Origin of the sequence: Chryseobacterium contaminans, from assembly GCF_001684955.1 — a bacterium.
GTDB lineage: Bacteria > Bacteroidota > Bacteroidia > Flavobacteriales > Weeksellaceae > Chryseobacterium > Chryseobacterium contaminans.
Genome location: NZ_MAYF01000235.1, coordinates 1 through 24018 on the forward strand (window position 1 = coordinate 1; position 24018 = coordinate 24018).

Here is a 24018-nt window from a genome sequence, read left to right on the forward strand (position 1 = left end):
TCCAGCAAACCACTCCTTTTGTGGTTTCAATTTTCTGGACTTCTTGGTTTTGTGAAGCGTGAAATTTAAAAATATTCTCTTTAGCCTGCTGAATAGCCTGCTTTAGATCATCACTCAGTTCATTTTCTGCATTAATAATTTCATCTTCGGTAACTGCGATGCTTTTTGTTTCTGCTTGATCAAATTTTTTATTGAATGCGATTAAAGCTTGATCTCCATTGCTTTCCACTTCAGCAAAGATCTCTGCAATCAATCCGGAAATTTCTTCTCGTTCAAGAACAGGGCGCTGTACCAGCTCTTTCCATGTGTCTTTTGTTGGATATCGATATATTTTCATCTGTATTATTTTTTTCTTAGTGTGAATTGAATTATTAATTTTTTGAACCATTAAAATTTTTTAAATGATCTATTTTTATTCAGATTATAAAACTTAACTTATCTTAATTTTACTTTACTGTTCATTACCTTTCTTAACCTTATCTAAATCACCATTTTATCAATAGGAATAATGAGGATGTCCTGTGCTCCGTTTTCCTTCAGTTCATCAATTACTTCCCAGAATCTTTCTTCATCAATCACAGAATGAATGCTGCTCCAGCCTTCTTCTGCCAATGGAATAACGGTAGGACTTTTGAGGACAGGAAGTACGTCTGCTACTTTTTGAATCATATCATTGGGAACATTCATCAGGATGTATTTTGAGTTTTTCGCCTTTAAGACAGCTTTAATCCTGAAAAGGAATTTATCCAGAATAGCTGTCTTTTCTGTTGATAATTGTGGAGTCTGGGCTAAAACGGCTTCTGATTTTAAAAGTGTTACCGTTTCTCTCAATCCATTTTTAAATAAAGTGCTTCCTGAGCTTACAATATCACAGATTCCGTCTGCAAGACCAATATTGGGAGCAATTTCTACGGAACCGGAGATCACGTGGATATCTGAAGTAATTCCTTTTTTTTCTAAAAAATTTTTAAGGGTATTAGGATAAGAAGTGGCAATTTTTCTGCCTTGAAAGTAAGCCAGATCATCAGTTTCAATTTCTTTAGGAACAGCGATGGATACACGGCATTTTGAAAAGCCCAGTTTCTCTACAATCTGGATCTTCTTTTGTTTTTCAATTAAAAGATTTTCGCCTACGATAGCTACATCCACCACTCCATCTTCAAGGTATTGGGGAATATCCGAATTTCGCAGATACATGATTTCCATCGGGAAGTTGTCTACGGAAACTTTAAGCTGATCTTTTCCGTTGTTGACAAAAATTCCGCAGTCTTTAAGAAGCTGCAGGGATTCTTCGTATAAACGGCCACTTTTCTGGATCGCAATTTTTAATTTACTCATTTCGTCTTTTTTAGAGTCCGAGTAAATAAAAACTGATCTGTTGAAATTTCTGAGGAGAATTCAGGAAACAAAAAAACCGCCTATTTACTCAGACGGTTTTTAAATATTTTTGATTTTAGCACAAACATATATCAATCAATTCCGTCTAACAGAGATGATGATAGTAATGATGTAATGCTAAAAAAATTGGCTTCATTGCATTGAATTATGATGCAAATGTAGGATTTATTTTTAAAATGCAAAGTTTTTTCAGATAATTTTTTGATAAAAATTCATCAGGTTCTTTGCAATGGGTTCGTCATTAAACTTCTGAACAAACTCGAAACCCTTTTCCTCACGGCGTTTTCTTTCGGATTCATTATCCCATAAAAATTTTATCTTGGCTCTGATATCAAGATCATTTTTCGGATCAATGTAAACCGAGTCTTTTCCACCTGCTTCGGGCAGACAGCTTGTATTGCTTGTCACCACTACTGTTTTCGAGAAAAGCGCTTCTATAACCGGGATTCCGAAACCTTCAAAGAAGCTTGGATACACAAAAATATCAGCTAATTTGTAGATTACCGCCAATTCATCCATAGAAACTCCTTCCAGAAACAAAACTTGTTTTTCCATTTTGTTTTTCTTCAGGAAGCTTTCTATTTTTTGATAGTATTTAGTCTTTCTTCCTACCACTACCAGTGGAATTCCTGTGTCTTTAATGGCCTTTACCACATTCAGAAGGTTCTTTCTATCTTCAATGGTTCCTACATTCAGGATAAACCTTTCAGGAAGCTTAAATTTATCTTTAGCAGCTTGGATCTGTTCCGGAGACTGTTGTTCTTTAAAAGCTTTATGACAACCCTGATAAATGACGTCAATTTTGCTTTCAGGAACTTTTAAAAACTCAATAATATCTCTTTTGGTCTGTTCTGAAATCGCAATGATTTTATCAGCCATATGAGCCGCTTTTTTAAATTTCCAGAAGTGGATTTTACGGTCAAAAAAAGAATAATACTGCGGATACCTTACAAAGATCAGATCATGGATGGTTACGATCTTTTTAATAGGTGTCTGATCCCATTTCAAAGGTAATTCACCTGATAAACCATGGAAAATATCAGCACCTTGTTTTTGAGCATCTTTCCCCATTTTCAGCTGGCGTGAAAGGCTTCCTTTTGAAGTCTCCACAAACTTTACATTGGGACGGTCAAGAATATCTTTTCCGCGCTCAGATTTGTTTTTATTGAGCAGCAGATATTCATTGTCCGGTTCATATTGAGAAAGAATTCTTACCAGATCTCTTGAATAGTTGCCCAGCCCGGATGTATTATGGAAAAAACGTTTTGCGTCAAAAGCAATTTTCATGCGTATATCTGTTTTTGAAATTCCTGAAACGTACCAAAAGTATGGCCTTTTTCTTTAAGCCATCCTAAAAAGGTATCAAATCTTTCCACCATTTCTTTTCCGGAGTTTTTCACCGTAAAACCAGGTAATTTGAAGGCTTCGTCTTTAATAGATGAAAATTCCCAGGGATGGAAATAGATATTCAGATATTTATCTTTTTTCAAGACATCAGCAGCCAGTTTTTTATAGATGCCTAAAGGGAAATTGTGAAAGCTTAACCAGAATAAAGGAATTCTGAAATTCGGGGATACCGATGCAGGAACCTGCATTACATTTCCTTCCTTAAAGTAGGTTCTTGGTACTTTAAGATTGTTGTATCTTCCGGGTAAAAACGTAGGATTGATGGATGAATTGTATGAATAGCCTGCTTTTTCGACTTCTTTTTCATCTACAGGCATCATCCTCGGCATTCTTAATCCGGTAACTCTTGTGGAGAATAATTCTTCCAGCTTTTCTCTTGATTCTTTCAGGTGTTTATCTTCAAATTCTGAATGAAACCAGGTGTGGGAAGCCAGTTCATGCCCTTCATTCAGTAATCTTTCAATAAGATGTTTGCTGTTTTCTGCAAAGACTACAGTTGAAAAAAAGGTAGCTTTTGCCCCGTGTTTTTTCAGAATATTTAAAATATTTTCAAGTCCGTGCTGAGATATAGAGATTTGTTTATCAAAAGAGATCTCACCTTTGTATTCTAAAGGCATGTCGAACTCCTCGATATCAAAACTTAATAAAACCATTTAAAAATTTTTGTTTTTAATAATATAATTAGGCCTTTCTTTAACCTGTTTAAAGATTTTACCTAAATAAATACCAATGATTCCCAGGATAATCAGTTGAATGCCTCCAAAGAATACGATGGTCATAATTAATGATGCCCAACCTGAGATTTCAGTGTGTACAACAAATGAATGGATAACATAGGCAACATATCCGATCACTGAAAAAAGTGAGAATAAAAAGCCCAGATAGGCGGCTAAATAAAGCGGCTTCACACTAAAGGCTGTAATTCCTGTAAAAGCAAATTTGAGCATTTTTTTCAGGTTATAACTGCTCTCTCCTGCCATTCTTTCCCCTGCTGTAAAATCGATTCCTATTTGTTTATAGCCCATCCAACTGGTTAATCCTCTTAAGAAGAGGTCATCTTCTTTAAAGCTTCTCATTGCTTCTACAGCATTGGCATCCATCAATCTGAAATCAGAACCGCCACCTTTGGTAAGATTTACATCAGAAAGACTGGATAACAGTTTATAGAACACATCTGAGGTTTTCCTTTTAAAATAGGAAATCTGCTTGGGATAGGTTCTAACTGTAAATACAATATCATAGCCTTCTTCCCATTTTTTAAGCATTTCAGGGATGAGTTCCGGCGGGTGCTGAAGATCGCCATCCATTGAAATAACAGCGTTTCCGTCTGCATAATCCATTCCGGCTTTTACTGCCGGCTGATGCCCAAAGTTTCGGGAAAACTCAATAAATTTTACTTCTTCATATTTTTGAGACAGTTCTTCCAACTTCTGTTGTGTGTTATCTCTGCTTCCGTCATTAACAAAAATGATTTCAAAATCATAATGCTCCAGCCCTGAAAAAACTTCTTTTATTTTTTCATGAACTAAAGCAACGTTACCTTCTTCGTTGTGAGCAGGAATGACAATAGAAATTTTCTTCATATATTAATTTAAAGTGTAGTCCTTTTCAAAGTCTTTGGTCATCAGTTCGTAAATTACTCTCAACCAAACTACGATACAAGGTACGGCTTTCAAAGAATATTTAATAATATAATTCTGTTTGATGAATTTCGGGAATAAATCTGATGGTGAAAAACAGGTTAAAATGATTACAAATACCAATAATCCGATAATGAATGGCGTCTTTTCTTTCTGAAGCGTGAACCAGATCATTACCCCCGCTACAGCAATAATATATGTCGGTGATTCTGATCCTGAGCTGAACAATACCAAAAACAGCAATGTAGAAGCCAGAATCATCAATTGGAATGCATAGTTTTTATACTGTTTGATTCTGATATACGGCAATGCAAATACAGGAACTCCAAATGCTAAAAAGGTAAGATTGGAAATAGATGCGTCACCTAAAATTCTTCTTACAAACCCCATCAAAGATATATCCTGCATATTTCCTAAGATCTGATTATCATTATTTTTAGAGATCAGGGAAGTTGCCCAATCTGAATAGCTCTGAATGACAAACTGAGGACTGGAATAGATCATTGGAATCACCAAACACAGGATAGCAATACCAATTCCTGAAAGAATAAATTTGACTTTATTTTTGATGAAGAAAAACTGTGATAACCCTACAATTCCGTAAAGCTTTACAAAAATTCCCACTACAATGGCCGTAGCTGACTGTACTTCTTTTCTTTCGTAAATGAATATTGCTGAAAGCATTAAAAGCCCTACCAAGGCTACATTGAACTGAAGGCTTACTGCAGCAGTGATAAACTCCTGCAAACACAATAAAGCAAAAAGCGCTTTTTTGGCATCTGAAAACGGAAGTTTGTGAATGGCGTACAGGAAAATGGCTGTGTTGGCAACATTCCAAAGGGCAATTCCCATCCAATCCGGCATAACGGCAAAAGGAGCGATCAGTAAACTGAAGAATACTCCATAATGATTCATGTCTGAATAGAGTTCAGGATATCGTAAATAGAGATTTTTCTCATCAATAGTATTGAAAAAAACACCCTTGAAAATCAGGTAATTGTTGATCGCCTGAGGGCCTCTGGAAAATTTGGAAAGTGCAGTAGCGATGGCTACAATAATATAAACCCCAAATATATATTTAGGGTTTAATAGTATTTTAAGAAATTTTTCTTTCAAAATAAGTGGTATTAGTTTAAAAACTTAATCTTAAACAGCTACATTATTGTCTCTCAATGCATCATTAAGAGAGGTCTTTTTATCTGTAGATTCTTTTCTCTGACCGATAATCAGTGCACAAGGAACCTGATATTCTCCTGCCGGATACTGCTTTGTATAGCTTCCAGGAATTACTACAGAACGAGCAGGAACTCTACCTTTAATTTCGATAGGCTCACTTCCAGTTACATCAATGATTTTTGTAGAAGCCGTTAAAACAACATTAGCACCTAATACGGCTTCTTTTTCTACGTGTACTCCTTCTACAACAATACATCTTGAACCGATGAAACAATCATCTTCAATGATTACCGGAGCTGCCTGTAATGGCTCCAATACCCCACCGATACCAACACCACCACTCAGGTGAACGTTTTTACCGATCTGTGCACAGCTTCCTACTGTTGCCCACGTATCTACCATTGTTCCTGAATCTACATAAGCCCCAATATTTACGTAAGATGGCATCATAATTACACCTGAAGCTACGAAAGAACCTTCTCTTGCAATGGCATGAGGAACTACTCTTACTCCTTTTTCCGCATAATTTTTCTTTAAAGGAATCTTGTCATGGAATTCAAACGGACCTACTTCAATAGTTTCCATCTTTTGGATTGGGAAATACATTACTACTGCTTTCTTCACCCATTCATTTACCTGCCATCCGTTTTCCGTAGGCTCAGCTACACGAAGTTCTCCGGAATCTAATAAAGAAATCACCTCTCTGATCGCTTTCTGGCTGTCTTCATTTTGTAATAAATCTCTATTATCCCAAATGTTTTCAATAGTTTGTTGTAACGACATGTTTCTTATTTAAATTAGTTTGAAAAATTATACCCGCCAAAGATACAAAAAAGTTCAGCAAAATGATTTTTAAGTTTTTGCTTTTAATAAAGGCTCAACATATGCCCAACCCTCTTTTTATAAGTAAGATAAATAGATCCGTGCTGTCTTCGTAAATGTTCTTCTTCAAGGTGTATATGAATGTGTTTCAAAATACCTCCTATTATCAGTAAAAAAAGGCGATTGGTGAAAGAAAAGAAATATCAATTGTATTCGATTAAACAGTTTATAAGGCAATATGTATTTTATCTAAACTGTTAATTTAGCAAGACCTTTTGTCTTTTTAAATTCTGTAAGACTCATTTTATGCTTCTTTTTAAAGAATTTATTTAAATGGCTTTCATCTGAAAAACCAAACTCAGTAACAATCTCATTGATCCTCATATCACTGAAAAGAAGGCGGTGTTCAATTAATCTCAATTTATAATTCAGGATATAATGGGTAATAGTTTCTCCACACTGGTTTTTAAAATAGCTGCCGATATAGGTTTCAGAAAGCCCGAATTCACGAGCAATTACAGATACTTTCAAAAGTGCCGGATCATGAATATTTCCCTGAATATAATTAATAATTTCAACGATTCTTTTGTCTGTATTGGATGATGCATATCCAACCCGCATTTTGGATATATTTCTCGCTGCAATTACAATTAATGCGTTCACATAATGCAGTGTTAATTCTTCCTGGTAAAGATCAGGATGATTCAGACCATGAAGCAGTGAAGTAACAATAGAATCTACCAGAACAACATCAGGTTTATTCTGTAAAATACAGCCGGAAAGATAAGAAGCACCATATAATAAGCACCCTATTGAATTAATATTATTCCATTTGTAATCTTTTACATAACGTTCACTGAACTTTACGAGTAAAAGCCCGGTTTTTTCTTCAATATCCAAATGGTGTTTATCATCAGGGGTAAGCAGTATCAGACTTCCTTTGCTATAAGAAGCAATATTGTTATTGATGGTAAAAGATCCTTTTCCGGAAATGACATAGATAATCTGAAAGAAGGAATACTGATTGCCTTTTAAAGGACAATTTTCAGTTTCATGATATTCAACTTTAACCAATTGATCTATGTTCTCTCTTTTCATATGAAGATATTTAATTGTTTTTTAATGGTCATATGGAATCGCATCGTCTTCATTCGTGTTTGCATTGGCAAATCATGGCGATTTCATGTGGTAAATGTACTTATTTATCATTAAAATATACTGATTTTTTACATTTTTTCTGTTCAAATTTGCTATATCAAAATTTTTACAATCAATGAAAAGATCAATCTACGTCCTTGCACTTGGGGCTTTCGGTATTATTACCACTGAATTTGGAGTTGTTGGAATTCTTCCAACCATCAGCAGACAATTCGGGGTATCCATAGAAACAGCAGGATGGCTACTAAGTGCTTTCGCCATTACTGTGGCGGTTTCCTCACCTTTTATCACTTCCTTTACATCTAAAATAAACCGTAAGTTCCTTCTATGTCTCGTTATGAGCATATTTGTACTGTCAAATCTGATATCTGCATTTTCTACGAATTTTACTATGCTGATGATTGCCCGTATACTCCCAGCAGTGCTGCATCCGCTTTTCTGGAATATCTCTATTGCTATCGCATTTAAAGAAAAAGGAGCAAAAGGTGTATCTACTGTAATGCTTGGGCTGAGTTTGGCCACTGTTCTAGGTATTCCTATGACAACCTACGCCGCTGATCTATTTCATAACTGGAAGGCTTCATTTTTCCTGAGCAGCGCTATCAGTTTAATTGCGTTTATTGGATTATTGCTTTTTATTCCCTCCATACCTGCAGAAAAAGAAAGGTCTGACCAAAGCCAATTGGATGTATTGAAAAACCCCTTCTTGTGGATCAATCTGGTTTCTACTATTGGTACATTGGCTGCTATGTTCTCCAGCTACACCTATCTTACCGCTTATCTTGAAGAAATTACCAAAATGGATGGTGCCCGGATCAGTATTATGCTGCTTCTTTTCGGAAGTATGGGAACTCTTGGGAACTGGCTCATGGGAATCGCTTTAAACAGGAATGTAAAACTCACGACAAGAGCATTTTTATTATTATTAATTACGGTACAAGTTCTTGCCTATGCCCTAGGTGGCGTCTTTATTCCTATGGTCATCATTGTGTCTTTCTGGGGCATGATCCATACAGGTGGTTTTTTAGTTTGTAATATCCGTACTACACAGAATATTCCTCATCATGCGCTGGAATTTGTCAACAGCCTGCTAACATCATCTTTTAATATTGGAATCTCATTAGGTGCATTTCTGGGAGGAATTGTAAGTTCTTATTACGGAGTTCAACATGTTCTTTCTGTAAGTGTTTTGCTTCTTACCGCTACATTTGTTCTAAGTTTCTTTTCTTTTCCGAAAAAAGCGGCAACAAACACAACAGATGAAAAGGAGGAAGAGGAAGAGATTGCAACTGCTTTATGTGAAAATATATAATAGATGTCCAGAGACATTATACTCTAAATTCAAAGCAGCTCTTTTCTAAATGAGCTGCTTTTTGATTAGGTTTTATCATATTGAACGGGCTAAAGCTCGTCCCTATTGAATCAGTATACAGAATTTAAAACTATAAAGATCTTATTCATCATTTTTTATGTCAACTCCGGACCCTCAATAATAAACTCCATTGTCCGTTCAACATGCTTGTTTTCAATAATTCCAGTGGCATATTTGCTATTCCGTCCGAAATTATATTTTGTAAGATAAGCCTGGTTGATGTCATCAGTGAGTTGATTTAAGTCTTCAGGAATTACTGCTTGTACATTATATATTATATTGTCACATTTGATCTGTCCTTGCGGGCATTTCAAGAAAGTAGTATACCAGCTTTTTTCAGCTAAACCCCATGATCTGGCAAAAATCCTGTTTTGAACAACCACCATCCAGATCTCCAGAAATCCAGGTCTTTCCGGTCCGGCTTTTATTCCGATAAGAGTATGGGCTCTGATGTATTCTACGGCTTTGCTTTTATCCATTTTTAAAATTTTCTGTAAAACTAGGAGAAGAAGAATTGAATAAAAACTTTTTTATACAGATGGGCTGCAATCAGATGTATTTGTGTAATTGACGGATGTCGTTTGATTTTTAAAGCATCATTTTACTGATAGCTTCAAGAAGGCAGTCTTTATAACTTTTAGCAACAGCAATCTTTAAATCTCCGCATAAGAGATGATTATCTTCAAAGGATTCAATATTGGTTAGGTTCACAATATAAGAGTTATGAACCCGCATGAATTCTTCCGGCAGATTTTCAATCAGATCTTTAAGGGTTCTGTAATAGATGTATCTGTTTTGGTGTATGGTATGTACTTCTACATAATTTCCCAGACCTTTGATAATACTGATGTCCTTAAAGAAAAGTTTTACCAGTTTTTTGTCTGTTTTAATAAAAGCAAACGTTCTGTTCTCCATGAGAAGTGTTATAAAACCCTTTGGGCATGAAGATAAGCTTTGTTCCAGTATTTTTCGTTCAACGATGAAATAATCACTCCTTTTGAAGTAGACGCATGGATGAATTTCACTTCCCCATCCGGACCTATATCATGAACAATTCCTACGTGAGATACTCTGCTTCCACCAGCTGTGGCAAAAAACAATAAGTCACCGGGTTTTACGTCTCTGATATCAATATTTTGTCCTGTTTCAGCCTGATCGGAAGATCTCCTTGGAAGATTAAACGAATTTTCCTCAAAGACTTTTACGGTAAATCCAGAACAGTCAAAGCCTGAAGACGTATTCCCCCCGAATCGGTAAGGTGTGCCCAGATATTTTTCTGCATCCTTTAAAATGTCATTGATAGATCTTGATACATTTCCATTAAACTTAGAATCCAGTTTTCTTAGATTTTCAGATCTTACCACTGTTTTGGATCCGGATTTCTTACCGGAAGAAACATTTTTTGAAGATCCGCAAGACACTACAAAAGCAGATGCAATGAATAATAGGGAAAGCTGCTTTATACTCAATTTTTTTTCAAATAACCCTGGTTCCATATTCGTCTGATTTTTACTTGATTAACGATTGATGTACAAATATACATTTTATATTTTAATTATAATATAACTATACTACAACTATATGATAAATATATGTTAAAATTTTGATTTTCATTATTTATTGTTATATTTGAATTCAATTCTGGCGATATGGCAACCTATGAAAGTCTCATCAAAATAAAAGGCTCTGTGGGAGATCTTGTTTTTTATACTCTGAATGGCAAAAATGTGGTTCGGAAGAAAAGCGGATTCAATAAAAAAGCTTTTAAAAAAGATCCGTCTTATGAAAAAGTAAGACAGAACAGTTCTGAGTTTGGACATTGTTCAAAAACAGGAAAGATCATCAGAAAAAGTCTGGACCCTTATCTAAAAGAAACTGGCGATGCCCTACTCTACCAGAAATTTGCCAAGCTGATGACTGAAATAAAGGATTTGGATGTAATTTCTGAACGGGGAAAGCGGACTGTTGAAAACGGATTAAAGACAGACACTGGGAAAAAGCTTCTTAATACCTTTCAGTTTGGTGAAATTAAAAATGTATTCACAGAAATAGAACGCCGGGAACATGTTCTTAATGTAAAAGCAGCACAAGTTGAAAAAGCAATAATAATTACATTAAGGCTGGACTCAGAAAACTATACTGTTGAAAAGGCTGAAGAAAATTTATATTTGAACCAGGATAAAATATTTTTTAAGCAACAGTTTTCAGATAATGATTTTGTTCTTTATTTTATGGTCCTGAAGAATGAAAATAATGAAATTTCCCACATGGGATTTGTATGAATAAAAAAGCCTGCAAATTTGCAGGCTTTGTCTTATTTCTTTTCTCCTTTCCATGTTCCGTATTGTGCCGGTGTTGGAAGTGCATTGGACCAGCTTCCGTTTCCTTTTTTATCCGGATTAAGCTTCCCTTTAAATTCTCCTTTTGAAGGAAGACCTACTGTTCCTACCAGGTCTCCGCTATTACTCAGGTTACCGGAAATATTATAATTTTCACTATTAACATCGGAATGCATGGTTCCTGACACTTTCCCCGTTTTATCAACCACAAAATTCCACACTCCTTTATCACCGCCTTCATAAGTTCCAGACCATGTTCCTACATAATCATAAATGGTATCATCATCAGAACTGCAACCGATAAATAAAAATGCCGTTAGTAAAAGTAAAAAAAGTTTCTTCATAGTTTCTAGTAGTTTTATAACCTAAAAATCCTGTATCCCCTATTACATTGTATCTATCAATATCCTGTTATAGAGAATGAGCTTAATATTTATTATTTTTTTATTTCGTGCAAATCTACTAATTTTTTTATTCAAATTATCTGAATTTTAATTAGTAGACAATATTTTTATTAAAAACAAACCTATTTCGGCTAAAATACAAATATTTTTCAAATATTTTAAGGAACATTAATTTTTGAGTTAATGTCTTGAATCTTTATTTATTTTTTTCATTAATAAACATATAATGTATCATAAAATTAAATGTAACATATTTTTAATTAGGTTTTTATCTCTTATAAACACATATTTCCTATATTAGTGAAAAATTTAACCACATCTAAAAATCATGAAAAGAAAGATTGCTTTTTTGGCAGCAATTGCTTTGTATAGTTTGGCAAATGCTCAAATTGGGATAAATACAACCACACCTACCCAAACATTGGACGTTAACGGATTAGTAAGAGTAAGAGGACTTTCAAATCCTGACAATAAAATTGTTTCTGCTGATGCTCAGGGAGTTTTAACGCTAATCTCCCCTGAAGAGATTTTTGCTCCTAAAGCATTATTAAATACTTCCATGTCTTCTACTGAGCAAAGATTCACCGTATATGAAGGAAAATGCTTTCAGCCTGGTGACAATGCATCTTCCTGCACTGTTTCTTTAAATCATTATACTTCCTGTGCCGGGTTTAATAATCCTGTAGAAACATTAGTAGTTGTAGGACAAAGTATTAATACGAGTAACGGGCAATTCTTAGGTTCATGGACGGCACGATATATTGATAATAAAGGGTTTTCAAACACTACAGCTGTTGCTAACCAAACAGCTCCGGACTATCCCAGAATTTCCTATCCCGTTGCTAATTCCGCGAATTATTTAGGAAACGGAAATTTTAATGGGCAATGCAATACGGATCTTGTAACAACTATTAATCAGACAACCGGAGATATAAAAATAGAATCTGTAAAGAGAAACATGTATGCACATCTTGTATACCTGCTTAACATTGCTCGTTCAAGAAGTTTATAATCAATTTCAAAAATAAAAAAAGACTGATTCTAATCAGTCTTTTTTCTACAAACAGTACTTTCCTGTTGGAGTACTTTTATGGATTGCTAAAATTTAATCTCTATCATTTTATATTACTGTTCAAATTGAGTTGTAATTGATCAAGAGTATATAAAACCTTGTTATTCCACAAAGTTATACATTGTCTGCTCAGTTTTATATTTTTTTTAATTTAGTGCAATCAAAGGCGTATGAAATCAGAATACAAATAAGCACCCGATTATAGAAATGAGTAATAATGATTTACTGGAGACTTCCCAAAAGAAATCTAATGATATTGTATTCAAGATTATTGTTCCCCTTCTTGGGTTATTGTTTGTAGTCATCAATCCCTTATCCCTTTTTGCCATTTCAGCTTTACTGGGTATTCTTCTTTATATTATTGTTTTTCGCAAGACCATTTTCAGTAAACTATTCTTATTTTCCCTTGCAGCAATTTATACTGTTATTCTATTTATTTATTCCGTTTCGCCCAAAATTCAATATATGGAATTTATAACAACACATCCCCATTGGGTTGAAGTTGACGGAAACTCTTTTCGTGTTAATGTCAATTGGCAAGGGAGTAAAAACCGAAGGTCAGTAGCAGATATAACGTATCAATACCGCATTAATCATAAATTCATTAATGCATCTGAAAAGAATGTGTTAAAAAATAATGCATACAGTATATTTTGGAATTCGAAAAAAGAAAAAAATGAGTCTAATCAGAAATTAAAAAAACGGGTAGAATCTTATATTCAAAAGAAGAATTTCAAAATTCTGAAAAATCCGGATTCTGAAGAAAGCAGGCTATTTATTCCTTTAGATAATGTGTTGTTTTCTAATTCTTTCGGTATTCAATTTCTTGTTACGATTTCTAAGATAATGCTGATTCCCTTTTTCTGTTTTTTAATTCTCTTTTTTTGGAAGGACAATCATATCAAGAACTCAAAATAAACAGGCAACTGGAATTAAAATATAAATTTGGAAAAAATATTCATACAAATATTTGTGCATATCATTTAAATACTTACTTTTGTACCACTTCAAAACGGGGGATTGGCGCAGTTGGCTAGCGCGTTTGACTGGCAGTCAAAAGGCCACGGGTTCGAATCCCGTATTCTCCACTGGTGTAGTAGATAATGAAATCTTCAAAATACACTAAAAACTTAATTAATCCTGCAAATTCTTTGAATTTGCAGGATTTTTTTTTACAGAATCGCAATTTGCAAATAACTCATAAGGTTTGTGAGCTGCCAGGGATCTTTGTAATTGATGAAAGTACTTCAAGATCTTGTTTGGTTACTGGTTCTATACTTCAAAAAATTTATAAAAAAAGGGAGAATAGACAGGATGACTCTACTTGTCGTCTATTGTCATATATTTAAAAGGTTATTGTGTCTGTTTGTTTTGAGTAAACCAAGATTTTCTTCACGAACCGCAAAACAGAGTAAACATGTAGTAATCTTGTCGGCATATGGCTTTTATTTTTAAACCTTTTATAATTTTACCATTTACTACTTTCTGGTAATTTTTTTCGTCTCGGTTTTTCCGTCACTAAATGCAATGGTAAAAAAATAGATTCCGGAAGGAAATGCTGAAATATCTATTTTATCGGCTTTTTTAAACGTTGCAATCTTTCTCCCTTCTGCATCGTTCATTTCTATTTTTACTACTTTATCTCCATTTTTTATATTCACATAATCTGAGCTAGGGTTAGGATAAATATCAACCTTCTTCCTATGGTCTGTAATATCTACAGTGCCTAATGTAAGTATATTTTTCCCGTAACTAAGTGCACGACCATAAATTGTAGGAAGCCCCACCATGGAAGTCTCTGAAAAACCGATGGTTAATAAAGCTCCTACATAATCTGATGAAATCCAGGTATACCCAACGAAGGTTACATGTGCTGTTGGGCCACCTACTGTATTACTGGTTATATTTTTTTCGATTTTCACTCTCAATGTATTGGGAAATGTTCCTAAAGCTGTTTTGAGTGTTCCATAAGCATCTACAGTAACGGTATTTGTTCCCGTTTCTGTTACTGATGCCGGGGTACTATAACCTGCCCAGGAATCAGTAAAGGATTGTAAATAAGTAACAGGGAATTTTAATTCCAACGATGGATCGGTATAGGTATAATAAGTAGTTAATCCACTATTTACAGATTTAGTTCCAAGGGTCGAAAGCTCATTATTAGCATACTTGAAATAAGAATAGGTCCCTCCTCCTCCCCAGACCATCTTATTAGCTTGTGGGAAATCAGAGCAATTAGCATTTCCACCTGGACAGTCATATCGTGTCTGTGTAGTTGTAATAGCAGATGTATACTGAGAAAAGTCCCAAACGACATTTGCACCGGATGGTCCGGGAGTTAAACTACCCAACTGTGTGAAATCTACTGCATAATAGGTAAGAGAGCCAGGCTGTACCGCATGGGTAGCTGAAATAACCGGTTGTGCACCTATTTTTACCATGATAAAAATTAAAAGAATGAAATATAACTTTTTCATAATGTTTTTGTTTTTTATTATACGATTCAATGATTAATGCCATTCTAATATGGTTTTCGACTTCACAGAAGAACACACATGAAGACATTTCGAATATCCATTTGACTGTTTACTATTCCGTTTTATTAATTTTCTGCTCCCAAAGAAGATGGTCTTTTTTATCAAAATATTGTATGCCTACAAACTTTAAGCTATCTTTATTTTTAAATAAACCGTTATTAGGCTTTCCAAACCCAAGTACAAGTTTTCCATTGGCGTCCTGAATGATTAAAGCTCGTGTACCATCAGATAGAACTGCAGCATGAAAGGCCTCTCTCCCATTGCCCGGATCATCTAAACCCAATGCAACCCCACTTCTTCCATCTTCAAATGTATGGGTACCAAAACCACCTACTTCCATCCCCTTATTGTTATTTAAAAGAATACCTGTAGGTAAAAAAATTCTTCTCCCAACATTTGGATCTGATAATTTCTCACCAAGTTGCATTACATCTATTCCTTTGTCATTCATGAACACTATTCCAAAAGCAGAATGTCTATATTTTTTATACCATTCCATGTATTTGTCTGGGTCTTTGGGGTAAATATCGCTTGCAAAATATTTTCTTACCAAGCTGGTATCTGTTCTAACTCTATCTACTGAATGCGGTATGGGAGCTCCAATCAATATTCTATCTTTACCATTTTCGTCTTCAATAATAATCCCTTTAGTCCTAATTAAATTAACTTTATTAGTTTCGGTAAATCCTAAGCAGAAAATAGCAATTAATACCATGCTTACAAACCCTATAAAAAGTTGTTTCATCCTTTTATAACGCTTTTCGATTTCTTGTAGTTTTTTCAATATTCCGCTTTCCATTTTTAGTTCTTTGTGGTCAGATTTATCTTATAACAAAATTATTATTGCATATGAAGACAAGCAATCCCAATAGTTTGCTATTTTTCATATCACTGAAAACAGGGATTTTATAGTTATGGATATTAATTCTTTTTATCGAAAGTTGTAAACTTGTAAATAATAAAAATAATGTTTCGAGCTTTATTACTTATTTTCCTACTGCCGTTGAATAGCATGGCACAGTTGCAATGGACTGATTCGGGCTATGCCGATAGTTTGCAAAATGTATTGAACAAGCGCATTACGAATCGTGTAAAAGCGGAAACTAATTATCTGCTTTGCCAATATTGGTCATACCGCGATACAGCAAAAGCCAAACAGTTTTTACTGGCCGGTCAAAAAGCTGCCCAAGGATCTACATTCTTAACAGCACTTTATTATTTTTATGAAGGAAGCCTTTATCACAGCCTCAATCCTGAAAAAGCGGCTTTTGATTATTTAAAATCCGACTCGTTATTGGCGAAAGAAGCCATACCTCAAGCAAGCTATTTTAGGGCAAAAGCATTATTCAATTATGCATTGCTTTATGATGACAAAGATAATACGGGGGCTGCTGTAGATATTGTTTTGAACAAGGTTATCCCCATAGCAAAAAAAGCTGGAGATCAGACATTACTGGGAGAAAACTATATGTATGCCGGACAGTTTTTTCAAGGTGCCGGACAGTATAAAGTAGCGGCGCAGTACTATATGCAGGCAATGCAACAGCTGCAAACTACATATAAGAAGTCGATTCTTTTCAGGGTGTATATATATGCCGCCCAAAATTACTGCTTGTTGAAAAGAATGGACGATGCAAAGGCTACTCTTGAAAAGGCAAAAGGACTGCTTCCGTTGTATACCGATACTAAAATGTTGGCAGAATACTATGAGGTAGAAGCTCTGTATTTATGGCAAGGTGAAAAACAGTTTATGCGAGCTCACCAAAGTCTTGACAAAGGAATGGCAATAGCAAAAAAACTGGATGAAGAATACATTTATAACAGCCTGCAATTTTCAAAATACAATCTGTATATGGCCGAAGGCAAAAATAGCAAAGCCATCGAAACATTGAACAGCCTCGCAAAATCTGAATTATATCTGCTTAAAGCCGAAAACAGGAAATCCGTTTATAATGGCCTTGCCCAAAACTATGCTGCCGTTAACAATATGGAGCAGGCTTACCGATGGCAAAAAAAATATGCTGAAACCAGCGACAGTCTTGCTCAGAAAAGGTTGGCCAAAAATATTAATGAACTGGAAATAAAATACCGAACAACTGAAAACCAAAAACGCATATTGGCTCTGGAAGCCGAAAAAAAGCAGGCGGTACTTGCCAATAAAAATAACCGGCTTGCTAGCGGATTGCTTACCGCAGGCTGCATTTTGCTTATTTGTATTGCAGCCTACTCTATAATTTTGTATCGCAAAAACAAAAAAATATCGGCACAACAATTAAAGGATATTCGACAGCAACAGGAAATAAGATTATCTCAGGCCATGTTACAATTGCAGGAAGAAGAGCGAAGTCGTATGGCGCGCGATTTACACGATGGCGTAGGCAGCATGCTTGCGGGAATTAAAATAAATCTTTCGGGTATTGCATCAGAAGTGGATAAACCTTATACCCGCTGCATCAATGATACGATGCGCCAGTTGGATAATTCCGTAGCAGAACTACGCCGCATTGCGCACAATTTGGTACCGGATGTATTGCTACGCTACGGATTGGAAGTGGCTTTACAAGAATTGGCAGAAACCCTTATCTCTCCAAAAACCTCTATTGATTTACAGTGCCTTAATATACGGAAGGATATAGCTATTGGAATTCAGCTTTCCATCTACCGGATTATACAGGAGCTACTCTCCAACGCGGTTAAACACGCTGACGCAAGTAATATACTGGTGCAATGTAGCCAGAACGAGCATATCTTTATGATTGCTGTGGAAGATGATGGAAAAGGACTAGATATCGAAGATCCAGGGATATCCAGGGGTATCGGTATTTCTAATATTAAAAACAGGGTGGCTTACCTGAACGGCACCATCGGCTACTCTCGTGGAAAAGACCAAACAGGAACCATTGTAAATATTGAACTGTATGTTACAGAATAAAATAAAAATAGCATTAGTGGATGATCATCCTATGGTGGCAGAAGGCTTAGGTAAGGTATTGTCATCAGTAGAAAACATAGAAATTACACAGTATTTTTTTGATGGGCATAGCCTGCTTCAGTTTTTAAACCATACTGCCGTAGATATCGTTCTGCTGGATATTACGCTGCCAGATATAGATGGAATTGTGCTTTGCAAAACCATAAAACTTAGTTTCCCTAAAATGATCGTGCTGGCCCTTAGCCACCACCATAATCGTAAAATTATTATGGATATGCTCAACAACGGCGCCAACGGTTATATGCTTAAAAATGTCTCTTTGGAAGAGCTTGTAAATTGTATTGATGCCGCACTAAGGGGCGAAATTGTGTTTAGCCGGGATGTAAAGGAAATTATTATTTCGCCCCAATTGTCGGGTCATGAAAAATCCATACGTCTTACCAACAGAGAAAAAGAAGTGCTGGGCCTGATTGCCGCCGGTAAAACAACCATGCAAATGGCAGAACAATTATTCATCAGCAAGTTTACAATAGAAAGCCACCGCAAAAACCTGCTGCAAAAATTTGAAGCCAAGAATGTTGCCGAATTAATAAGGATCGCTTCGGATAAAGGTTTTTTGTAATGGCTATTTGCCGCCATACTTCATCGTATAAAGCTCAAATTCAGATAATCTTATACTAACAAACCCATGTGAAATTGATATAAGAAAAAATAGTATTTTAGTATTCAACAATATAATTTATATACCATTTTACAGTATTATATGGAAGCAATCAACAGATGTCTTGCCAATCTTGACGAGAGGGAGCAAAAACGTTATCGTTTTGAATTTGCCAAGCTAGATGAAAATCAGCAACAACAGTTAGATGAATTGGTTGCCCGCATGGAAAACGCTGGAGCAACAAAACCTCTGAGCTGGGCTTGGAGCGAATTCAGCGAGGGAATTCCTCAATGGGCCCGTTTTATGATCCTAAAAGGTATTTATCAATCGGCGAATGATGTGGAAGGTAATGCGGATGCAGCCCTGGAATTCAATCAGGATGCCGGTGAAATCTTTGAAGAGATTTCCAAAGCAGTTGGTGAAAAGAAACTAAAACAGTTCCTTACCGCATATAGCAAAGGTATGTTATATAATATGATCGGAATCTTTGATGAAGGAAACCCCGATTACGATAGCAAAGATAGCTGGCTATTGGTGACACAAGACCGCGAATCGGATATAATAGCAAGACCAATCAGTGGATTGCACGAAGACTTTCTGGAATTTGACAGAGAGTATACATCGGAATAATAATCAATAGATAATGAAAGCTATATTGATTTTTATTGGTTTAATCATGTTTGTCATTGTCACAATTATGATCTTTAATTCATGTTCCCGTAAGATTACCAGAAAGTTATTAACACACAATAAGGTCTATCACTGGAAAATCTATCATATCACCGAAAATAATTATCCAGCCGGAAAATTCCAGTATTTTGAGGTATATCTAGGGGAACAAAAACTGGTTCTGCCCAAGGAGATCTCTGGCGGTGTACGCGAAATTTCCCAGTTTCATGCCGCCGGGTCATTTGGTAATTACGAAACAGATTATAACTCTGTATTGATTATGTTTGAAGCCATTTCAAAGAGCACCCAAGGTTTTGATGAGCGGAATATGGTCAGCATTAAAATCACTGCACTGACCAAAAATAAATTATTGCTGGCCAATTTGTCCAACGGTGAAATAGCAGAAATTAGCTACTAATCCTTACTTTGAATCTTTTAAATTTTTGTGTTTTAATGATTTCAAATCTATCCTAAACACAATAATAATTCTCTATATATAGATTTAATTTAATGAAAATTTATTTTTTGTATAAAAATGATGATATTTCTCAATTTTTTTTACAAAATAAATGCATATCTTATCATCAAAACAGACTCATTTTAATTAAAATTATTGATATAACAAACTACAAATTAAAGTGTTAAATAAAGTTAACACATCATAAAACAACTAGCAATTGTGCTCAGTATTCGACATTTACAAAATTCTGTAAAAAAGATTTAATACATAATTAAAAAATAAATTTTCATCTTTGCAGCCTTAAAATCAAACACGCTAGTTTATTTCATGAGCACTATTTTAAAAAAGCGACTTCTTATAGCGCTTGTATTGCCAACGGCCGCCTTGTATTATGGGCAGAGTACGAAGGATTCTTTAGAAAAATCTAAATCTATTGATGAGGTGATGTTGGTAGGTAGAAACCTTTCCCAAACAGCCAAAGAGAGAAAAACCCCTGTTGCAGTTTCTAATATTAAGGCAGCTGAAATTCAGGAGAAATTGGGAAACAGAGAATTCCCTGAGATTATGAAGTCTACTCCATCTGTTTACGTTACCAAAGTAGGTGGTGGATTTGGAGACAGCAGAATTAACATGAGAGGTTTTGATGGTGCCAATATTGCGGTAATCATCAACGGACAGCCTGTTAATGACATGCAGGGAGGTACCGTGTATTGGTCTAACTGGACCGGGCTAGCAGATATTGCCAGCTCTATTCAGATTCAGAGAGGTTTGGGAGCTTCTAAATTTGTAGTTCCTTCTGTTGGAGGAACCATCAATATTGTAACCAAAGCTACCGATTCTGAGCAAAAAGCAATGATTAAAGCAGAAGCTGGTAATGACAATTATTCAAGATTATCTGCGATGTACTCTTCAGGATTGAAAAACAAATGGGGAACTACTGTATTGCTTTCCCGTTGGCAAGGTGATGGGTATATCAATGGAACTAAAGGTGAAGGGTATTCATGGTTTTTCTCTACAGGATTTAAGCCGAATGAAAAACATGCGTTCAACTTCATTGCAACAGGTGCCCCACAGGTACATGATACAAGAAGATCTTCTGCAACCGGTGCTAATGTAGCAACTTTACAGCAGTTTGAAACTTATGGAAGAAGATATAATCCACAAACAGGAATGCTGAATGGTTCTCAATTCAATTTAGCCCCTAACTTCTACCATAAGCCAATTGCATCATTAAACTGGGACTGGAATATTAATGACAACCTGAAATTATCAACTGTTGTTTACGGTTCATGGGGACGTGGCGGCGGTGGTACCGGGCTTAACGGTTCCATTAAAAATGCTAAAGGAGATATCATGAACTTCACAAACTCTGGTCCTGGTGGTGACGGTACTATTAACTGGGATATGATTTATCGCTATAACAGAGGAGGCGCAGTAACAGATTATAATGGAAATACCTTCCAGAAATCTGCTTTCGTTGCCCCTGCAGGCTCTCCTACCGATTATAATGGACGAAACGTAGCTACTTTAAACGGAACTACTGGTATCGTTAGAAAGCAAAGTATTAATGCTCATGACTGGTATGGAGTAATTGCTGACCTTAATTATAAAAAGAACAACTGGACTTTTAACGGAGGGATCGACCTTAAGACTTACAAAGGAGCTCTTTATGATATTACCACTGATCTGTTAGGATCGGATGCTTTATTTGTTAAAAATTCTGTAAACGCTCCAAACGGTTATTATGTTGACCGTACAGTGAAACCGGAACCATTAACAAAAACAGGTGATACTCAAAAAATATCTATCCACAATGAAGGTCTTGTAAAATGGGCTGGTGTATACGGAATGGTTGAATATAGCTCTGAAAAACTAAGTGCATCTGTTCAGGGATCGGTTTCTGAGCAGTATTATAAGAGAAGAGACTATATGCTGTACACTCCTGGAAACCAAGACACCAAATGGTATCACAAAACAGGTTATATCGTAAAAGGAGGAGCTAACTATAATATTGATGATCACCATAATGTATTTTTCAATGCAGGGGTTATTTCAAGACAACCATTATTTAATGCCTTATTCCCTTCCAACCAGAACATCTACAATGATGCAAAGAATGAAAGAATCTTCTCTTTAGAGCTGGGATATGGTTTCAAATCCCGTTATATAGATGTTAATATCAATGCATACAGAACGCAGTGGGATGACAGATTCATTTCAAGAACATTTAATGCAGGAGCTGCTGATGTTGCTAAATTCTCTCAGTTAAAATTAGGAAATGCTTATTTCTATAATGCTCTGAATGTTGGACAACTTCATCAGGGTGTTGAATTGGAAGCGAAAGCAAGACCTTTTGCTAACCTTAGACTGAGAGGAATGGTTTCATTTGGAAACTGGAAATATAAAGGAAATGCAAACTTCAATATTCTTGATGTTCAAAGCAACCAGGAAGTTGCCGGTGCAACAGGAACAATCAATATCAAAGATCTGAAAGTTGGTGATGCTGCCCAGACAACAGCAAGTTTAGGAGTTGACTATAACATTACCAAAGCATTCAGTATTGATGCAAACTGGGAGTATTATGACAAATTATATGCACAGTTCAACCCTATCAATTTCCTTACAGAAGCTGACAGAGAAAGAGGAATTGTAAAATTACCAAGCTATAACCTATTCGATGTAGGAGCAAGCTACAAATTTGAAATCGGTCAGAAAAAATCGTTAACATTAAGAGCGAATGTTTACAACTTGTTCAACAAATACTATATTTCTGAACTAAGTTCCAATATTCACGCTTCTGATAAGATTGGTTCTGGTCCGGATAAAGGAAAAACATACCAGGAAGCTGGCAGAGTTTACCAGGGTATTGCTGATGCCAATACAGGTTTCTTAGGGTTCGGAAGAACGTGGTCTGTGGCTGCTACTTTCAGATTCTAATCAATCGATCTGAATATAATTAATTGAACCCGCCATCTTTTGGCGGGTTCTTTTCTTTTGAAAGATGTTGTTATTTTCTCTTAGCAATATCATTATTATTCAACCGATTTAATCTTTAAATCCATATCAATCATATAAGCAAGATGTTCATGCATTTTTTCTATGAAATGAAGCTCAGCATTCATGATCCTGCCAGATGATTTTTCAAAATTATATTTTGTTTTGACACTGAATTCAAACTGGTCAATAGAAAATTCCTTCTCATTTTCATAAAGCTTTTTGATATGACTTTTCATTAATTCATCCCGGTTGTTCAGCACAGCGTGAAACTCTACAGAAAGAGTATTGCTTTCCTCTTCAAGCTTTACCAGTTTGAGCTGATAATTATATTCTACTCCCAGCATCAGTCTGGAATGGATACTCAGTAGGCTGGATAGAAAACTGTAGTATTCATTAGGTGGAAATATCAGACTGTACACTTCGGGCAGCAACAGAATATACTGTAAGTTTTTCTTCAGTTCTCCCTCAAAACTTTTCAGTCCTTTTTCATAATTGGTAACCAGTTTAATCTGATCTTTTTCTTCCGGAAAAACAGATGCCAGTTTATCCTCTTTCCATTCTTCCCAGCTCTTCCACAGCTCATCTGTATTCTCAACAGAAAGTATCTTTCCGTTTGCATTTCTTTTGATATAAAGATTACGCGAAATATCAGCAAGGGCAAGACTTTGCAATAAAAAAGGCTTCATTGAATGATCTTCCGTATCTCCTGTAATCTCCTGAAGGGTTACGGTATTGTAAATAAAATCTGATTCTTTTTGCTGGTGAACCAACAGTTCAGATGAAGTTTTTAAAAAGACTGGGGGATTGTCTTTACCCATCAGAAAAGTATTCTCCACATTCAGGGTATATTCCTGCGAGAATTTTTCAAGCTGAAGAAGAGGAATATTTTCCCCGAAAAAGAAATTTGAGATACTCATTGCCTTATTTTAGCTCCTGTATAATCGAATTAATGATCTTTTCTAAAGATGTTTTAT

At 35.5% G+C, this 24018-nt stretch carries 24 protein-coding genes and 1 tRNA gene; 10 read left to right on the forward strand and 15 right to left on the reverse strand.

Going from position 1 to position 24018, the window contains the following annotated elements:
- From BBH99_RS12695 to BBH99_RS12730, 8 genes are all read right to left on the reverse strand, one after another.
- On the reverse strand, positions 1-337 hold a 337-nt coding region (locus BBH99_RS12695), incomplete at its 3' end, for a histidinol dehydrogenase (RefSeq protein ID WP_165601935.1).
- Positions 338-480: 143 nt separating this feature from the next.
- Entirely contained in the window at positions 481-1338 is an 858-nt protein-coding gene (hisG, locus tag BBH99_RS12700) for an ATP phosphoribosyltransferase (protein ID WP_066696201.1), read from the reverse strand.
- 249 nt (positions 1339-1587) lie between these two features.
- Positions 1588-2685: a glycosyltransferase family 4 protein gene (locus BBH99_RS12705; RefSeq protein WP_066696202.1), complete on the reverse strand. Its 1098-nt coding sequence runs from the start codon at positions 2683-2685 to the stop codon at positions 1588-1590.
- On the reverse strand, positions 2682-3458 hold the full coding sequence (locus BBH99_RS12710) for a polysaccharide deacetylase family protein (RefSeq protein WP_066696203.1): 777 nt from the start codon (positions 3456-3458) through the stop codon (positions 2682-2684). The genes BBH99_RS12705 and BBH99_RS12710 overlap by 4 nt, the downstream gene beginning before the upstream one ends.
- Complete coding sequence (locus tag BBH99_RS12715; RefSeq protein ID WP_066696204.1) at positions 3459-4388, reverse strand: glycosyltransferase family 2 protein; 930 nt, start codon at positions 4386-4388, stop codon at positions 3459-3461. It abuts the gene before it with no gap.
- A 3-nt stretch (positions 4389-4391) separates the two neighbouring features.
- A complete protein-coding gene (locus BBH99_RS12720) occupies positions 4392-5561 on the reverse strand; it encodes a glycosyltransferase family 87 protein (RefSeq protein ID WP_083188821.1) in 1170 nt (389 codons plus the stop codon).
- Positions 5562-5591: 30 nt separating this feature from the next.
- Entirely contained in the window at positions 5592-6404 is an 813-nt protein-coding gene (locus BBH99_RS12725) for a 2,3,4,5-tetrahydropyridine-2,6-dicarboxylate N-succinyltransferase (protein WP_027375095.1), read from the reverse strand.
- Positions 6405-6692: 288 nt separating this feature from the next.
- Entirely contained in the window at positions 6693-7541 is an 849-nt protein-coding gene (locus BBH99_RS12730; RefSeq protein ID WP_066696215.1) for an AraC family transcriptional regulator, read from the reverse strand.
- A 175-nt stretch (positions 7542-7716) separates the two neighbouring features.
- On the opposite strand from BBH99_RS12730, the gene BBH99_RS12735 reads away from it, so the two are divergent.
- Positions 7717-8913, forward strand: a complete 1197-nt coding sequence (locus BBH99_RS12735) for an MFS transporter (RefSeq protein ID WP_066696218.1) — start codon at positions 7717-7719, stop codon at positions 8911-8913.
- A gap of 155 nt (positions 8914-9068) precedes the next feature.
- Here the strand turns inward: BBH99_RS12735 and BBH99_RS12740 are convergent, their stop codons facing one another.
- The 3 genes from BBH99_RS12740 to BBH99_RS12750 form a co-directional block, all read right to left on the reverse strand.
- A complete protein-coding gene (locus BBH99_RS12740) occupies positions 9069-9452 on the reverse strand; it encodes a DUF2255 family protein (protein ID WP_066696221.1) in 384 nt (127 codons plus the stop codon).
- A 109-nt stretch (positions 9453-9561) separates the two neighbouring features.
- Positions 9562-9888 (reverse strand): LytR/AlgR family response regulator transcription factor, encoded by a 327-nt coding sequence (locus BBH99_RS12745; RefSeq protein WP_066696229.1) that lies wholly within the window; start codon positions 9886-9888, stop codon positions 9562-9564.
- 8 nt (positions 9889-9896) lie between these two features.
- Entirely contained in the window at positions 9897-10469 is a 573-nt protein-coding gene (locus tag BBH99_RS12750; protein WP_066696232.1) for a C40 family peptidase, read from the reverse strand.
- 153 nt (positions 10470-10622) lie between these two features.
- Here BBH99_RS12750 and BBH99_RS12755 point away from each other — a divergent pair, with 153 nt between their 5' ends.
- Positions 10623-11255 carry a hypothetical protein gene (locus BBH99_RS12755; RefSeq protein ID WP_066696234.1) on the forward strand — a complete coding sequence of 211 codons (633 nt, stop codon included), beginning with the start codon at positions 10623-10625 and terminating at the stop codon, positions 11253-11255.
- A 32-nt stretch (positions 11256-11287) separates the two neighbouring features.
- Here BBH99_RS12755 and BBH99_RS12760 read toward each other — a convergent pair whose 3' ends face one another.
- Positions 11288-11656: a hypothetical protein gene (locus BBH99_RS12760; RefSeq protein ID WP_066696236.1), complete on the reverse strand. Its 369-nt coding sequence runs from the start codon at positions 11654-11656 to the stop codon at positions 11288-11290.
- Positions 11657-12044: 388 nt separating this feature from the next.
- Here BBH99_RS12760 and BBH99_RS12765 point away from each other — a divergent pair, with 388 nt between their 5' ends.
- The 3 genes from BBH99_RS12765 to BBH99_RS12775 all read left to right on the forward strand — a co-directional run bounded on the left by BBH99_RS12765 (position 12045) and on the right by BBH99_RS12775 (position 13876).
- Positions 12045-12728: a hypothetical protein gene (locus tag BBH99_RS12765; RefSeq protein WP_066696239.1), complete on the forward strand. Its 684-nt coding sequence runs from the start codon at positions 12045-12047 to the stop codon at positions 12726-12728.
- Positions 12729-13253: 525 nt separating this feature from the next.
- Positions 13254-13706: a hypothetical protein gene (locus tag BBH99_RS22110; RefSeq protein WP_123873164.1), complete on the forward strand. Its 453-nt coding sequence runs from the start codon at positions 13254-13256 to the stop codon at positions 13704-13706.
- 96 nt (positions 13707-13802) lie between these two features.
- Positions 13803-13876 (forward strand) — tRNA-Ala (locus tag BBH99_RS12775).
- Between the two features lie 390 nt (positions 13877-14266).
- Here the strand turns inward: BBH99_RS12775 and BBH99_RS12785 are convergent.
- On the reverse strand, positions 14267-15265 hold the full coding sequence (locus BBH99_RS12785) for a T9SS type A sorting domain-containing protein (protein WP_066696245.1): 999 nt from the start codon (positions 15263-15265) through the stop codon (positions 14267-14269).
- Positions 15266-15377: 112 nt separating this feature from the next.
- Entirely contained in the window at positions 15378-16124 is a 747-nt protein-coding gene (locus tag BBH99_RS12790; protein ID WP_066696247.1) for a hypothetical protein, read from the reverse strand.
- A 168-nt stretch (positions 16125-16292) separates the two neighbouring features.
- Here BBH99_RS12790 and BBH99_RS12795 point away from each other — a divergent pair, with 168 nt between their 5' ends.
- The 5 genes from BBH99_RS12795 to BBH99_RS12815 all read left to right on the forward strand — a co-directional run bounded on the left by BBH99_RS12795 (position 16293) and on the right by BBH99_RS12815 (position 22984).
- Positions 16293-18257, forward strand: a complete 1965-nt coding sequence (locus BBH99_RS12795; RefSeq protein WP_083188822.1) for a tetratricopeptide repeat-containing sensor histidine kinase — start codon at positions 16293-16295, stop codon at positions 18255-18257.
- Positions 18244-18879: a response regulator gene (locus BBH99_RS12800; protein WP_066696253.1), complete on the forward strand. Its 636-nt coding sequence runs from the start codon at positions 18244-18246 to the stop codon at positions 18877-18879. Before BBH99_RS12795 ends, BBH99_RS12800 begins: the two co-directional genes overlap by 14 nt.
- A 141-nt stretch (positions 18880-19020) precedes the next feature.
- Positions 19021-19548 (forward strand): hypothetical protein, encoded by a 528-nt coding sequence (locus BBH99_RS12805; protein ID WP_066696256.1) that lies wholly within the window; start codon positions 19021-19023, stop codon positions 19546-19548.
- Between the two features lie 13 nt (positions 19549-19561).
- Positions 19562-20005 (forward strand): hypothetical protein, encoded by a 444-nt coding sequence (locus BBH99_RS12810; protein ID WP_123873166.1) that lies wholly within the window; start codon positions 19562-19564, stop codon positions 20003-20005.
- A 369-nt stretch (positions 20006-20374) separates the two neighbouring features.
- Complete coding sequence (locus tag BBH99_RS12815; RefSeq protein ID WP_066696262.1) at positions 20375-22984, forward strand: TonB-dependent receptor; 2610 nt, start codon at positions 20375-20377, stop codon at positions 22982-22984.
- Between the two features lie 95 nt (positions 22985-23079).
- Here the strand turns inward: BBH99_RS12815 and BBH99_RS12820 are convergent, their stop codons facing one another.
- Entirely contained in the window at positions 23080-23961 is an 882-nt protein-coding gene (locus BBH99_RS12820) for a hypothetical protein (protein ID WP_066696266.1), read from the reverse strand.
- Positions 23962-24018: the final 57 nt, after the last annotated feature.

What these genes read in the sequence shown, in the direction of transcription:
- hisG (WP_066696201.1), bottom strand. Translation starts at nt 1,338, where the DNA reads ATGAGTAAATTAAAAATTGCGATCCAGAAAAGTGGCCGTTTATACGAA.
- BBH99_RS12705 (WP_066696202.1), bottom strand. Translation starts at nt 2,685, where the DNA reads ATGAAAATTGCTTTTGACGCAAAACGTTTTTTCCATAATACATCCGGG.
- BBH99_RS12710 (WP_066696203.1), bottom strand. Translation starts at nt 3,458, where the DNA reads ATGGTTTTATTAAGTTTTGATATCGAGGAGTTCGACATGCCTTTAGAA.
- BBH99_RS12715 (WP_066696204.1), bottom strand. Translation starts at nt 4,388, where the DNA reads ATGAAGAAAATTTCTATTGTCATTCCTGCTCACAACGAAGAAGGTAAC.
- BBH99_RS12725 (WP_027375095.1), bottom strand. Translation starts at nt 6,404, where the DNA reads ATGTCGTTACAACAAACTATTGAAAACATTTGGGATAATAGAGATTTA.
- BBH99_RS12730 (WP_066696215.1), bottom strand. Translation starts at nt 7,541, where the DNA reads ATGAAAAGAGAGAACATAGATCAATTGGTTAAAGTTGAATATCATGAA.
- BBH99_RS12735 (WP_066696218.1), top strand. Translation starts at nt 7,717, where the DNA reads ATGAAAAGATCAATCTACGTCCTTGCACTTGGGGCTTTCGGTATTATT.
- BBH99_RS12740 (WP_066696221.1), bottom strand. Translation starts at nt 9,452, where the DNA reads ATGGATAAAAGCAAAGCCGTAGAATACATCAGAGCCCATACTCTTATC.
- BBH99_RS12745 (WP_066696229.1), bottom strand. Translation starts at nt 9,888, where the DNA reads ATGGAGAACAGAACGTTTGCTTTTATTAAAACAGACAAAAAACTGGTA.
- BBH99_RS12750 (WP_066696232.1), bottom strand. Translation starts at nt 10,469, where the DNA reads ATGGAACCAGGGTTATTTGAAAAAAAATTGAGTATAAAGCAGCTTTCC.
- BBH99_RS12755 (WP_066696234.1), top strand. Translation starts at nt 10,623, where the DNA reads ATGGCAACCTATGAAAGTCTCATCAAAATAAAAGGCTCTGTGGGAGAT.
- BBH99_RS12760 (WP_066696236.1), bottom strand. Translation starts at nt 11,656, where the DNA reads ATGAAGAAACTTTTTTTACTTTTACTAACGGCATTTTTATTTATCGGT.
- BBH99_RS12765 (WP_066696239.1), top strand. Translation starts at nt 12,045, where the DNA reads ATGAAAAGAAAGATTGCTTTTTTGGCAGCAATTGCTTTGTATAGTTTG.
- BBH99_RS22110 (WP_123873164.1), top strand. Translation starts at nt 13,254, where the DNA reads ATGGAATTTATAACAACACATCCCCATTGGGTTGAAGTTGACGGAAAC.
- BBH99_RS12785 (WP_066696245.1), bottom strand. Translation starts at nt 15,265, where the DNA reads ATGAAAAAGTTATATTTCATTCTTTTAATTTTTATCATGGTAAAAATA.
- BBH99_RS12790 (WP_066696247.1), bottom strand. Translation starts at nt 16,124, where the DNA reads ATGGAAAGCGGAATATTGAAAAAACTACAAGAAATCGAAAAGCGTTAT.
- BBH99_RS12795 (WP_083188822.1), top strand. Translation starts at nt 16,293, where the DNA reads ATGTTTCGAGCTTTATTACTTATTTTCCTACTGCCGTTGAATAGCATG.
- BBH99_RS12800 (WP_066696253.1), top strand. Translation starts at nt 18,244, where the DNA reads ATGTTACAGAATAAAATAAAAATAGCATTAGTGGATGATCATCCTATG.
- BBH99_RS12805 (WP_066696256.1), top strand. Translation starts at nt 19,021, where the DNA reads ATGGAAGCAATCAACAGATGTCTTGCCAATCTTGACGAGAGGGAGCAA.
- BBH99_RS12810 (WP_123873166.1), top strand. Translation starts at nt 19,562, where the DNA reads ATGAAAGCTATATTGATTTTTATTGGTTTAATCATGTTTGTCATTGTC.
- BBH99_RS12815 (WP_066696262.1), top strand. Translation starts at nt 20,375, where the DNA reads ATGAGCACTATTTTAAAAAAGCGACTTCTTATAGCGCTTGTATTGCCA.
- BBH99_RS12820 (WP_066696266.1), bottom strand. Translation starts at nt 23,961, where the DNA reads ATGAGTATCTCAAATTTCTTTTTCGGGGAAAATATTCCTCTTCTTCAG.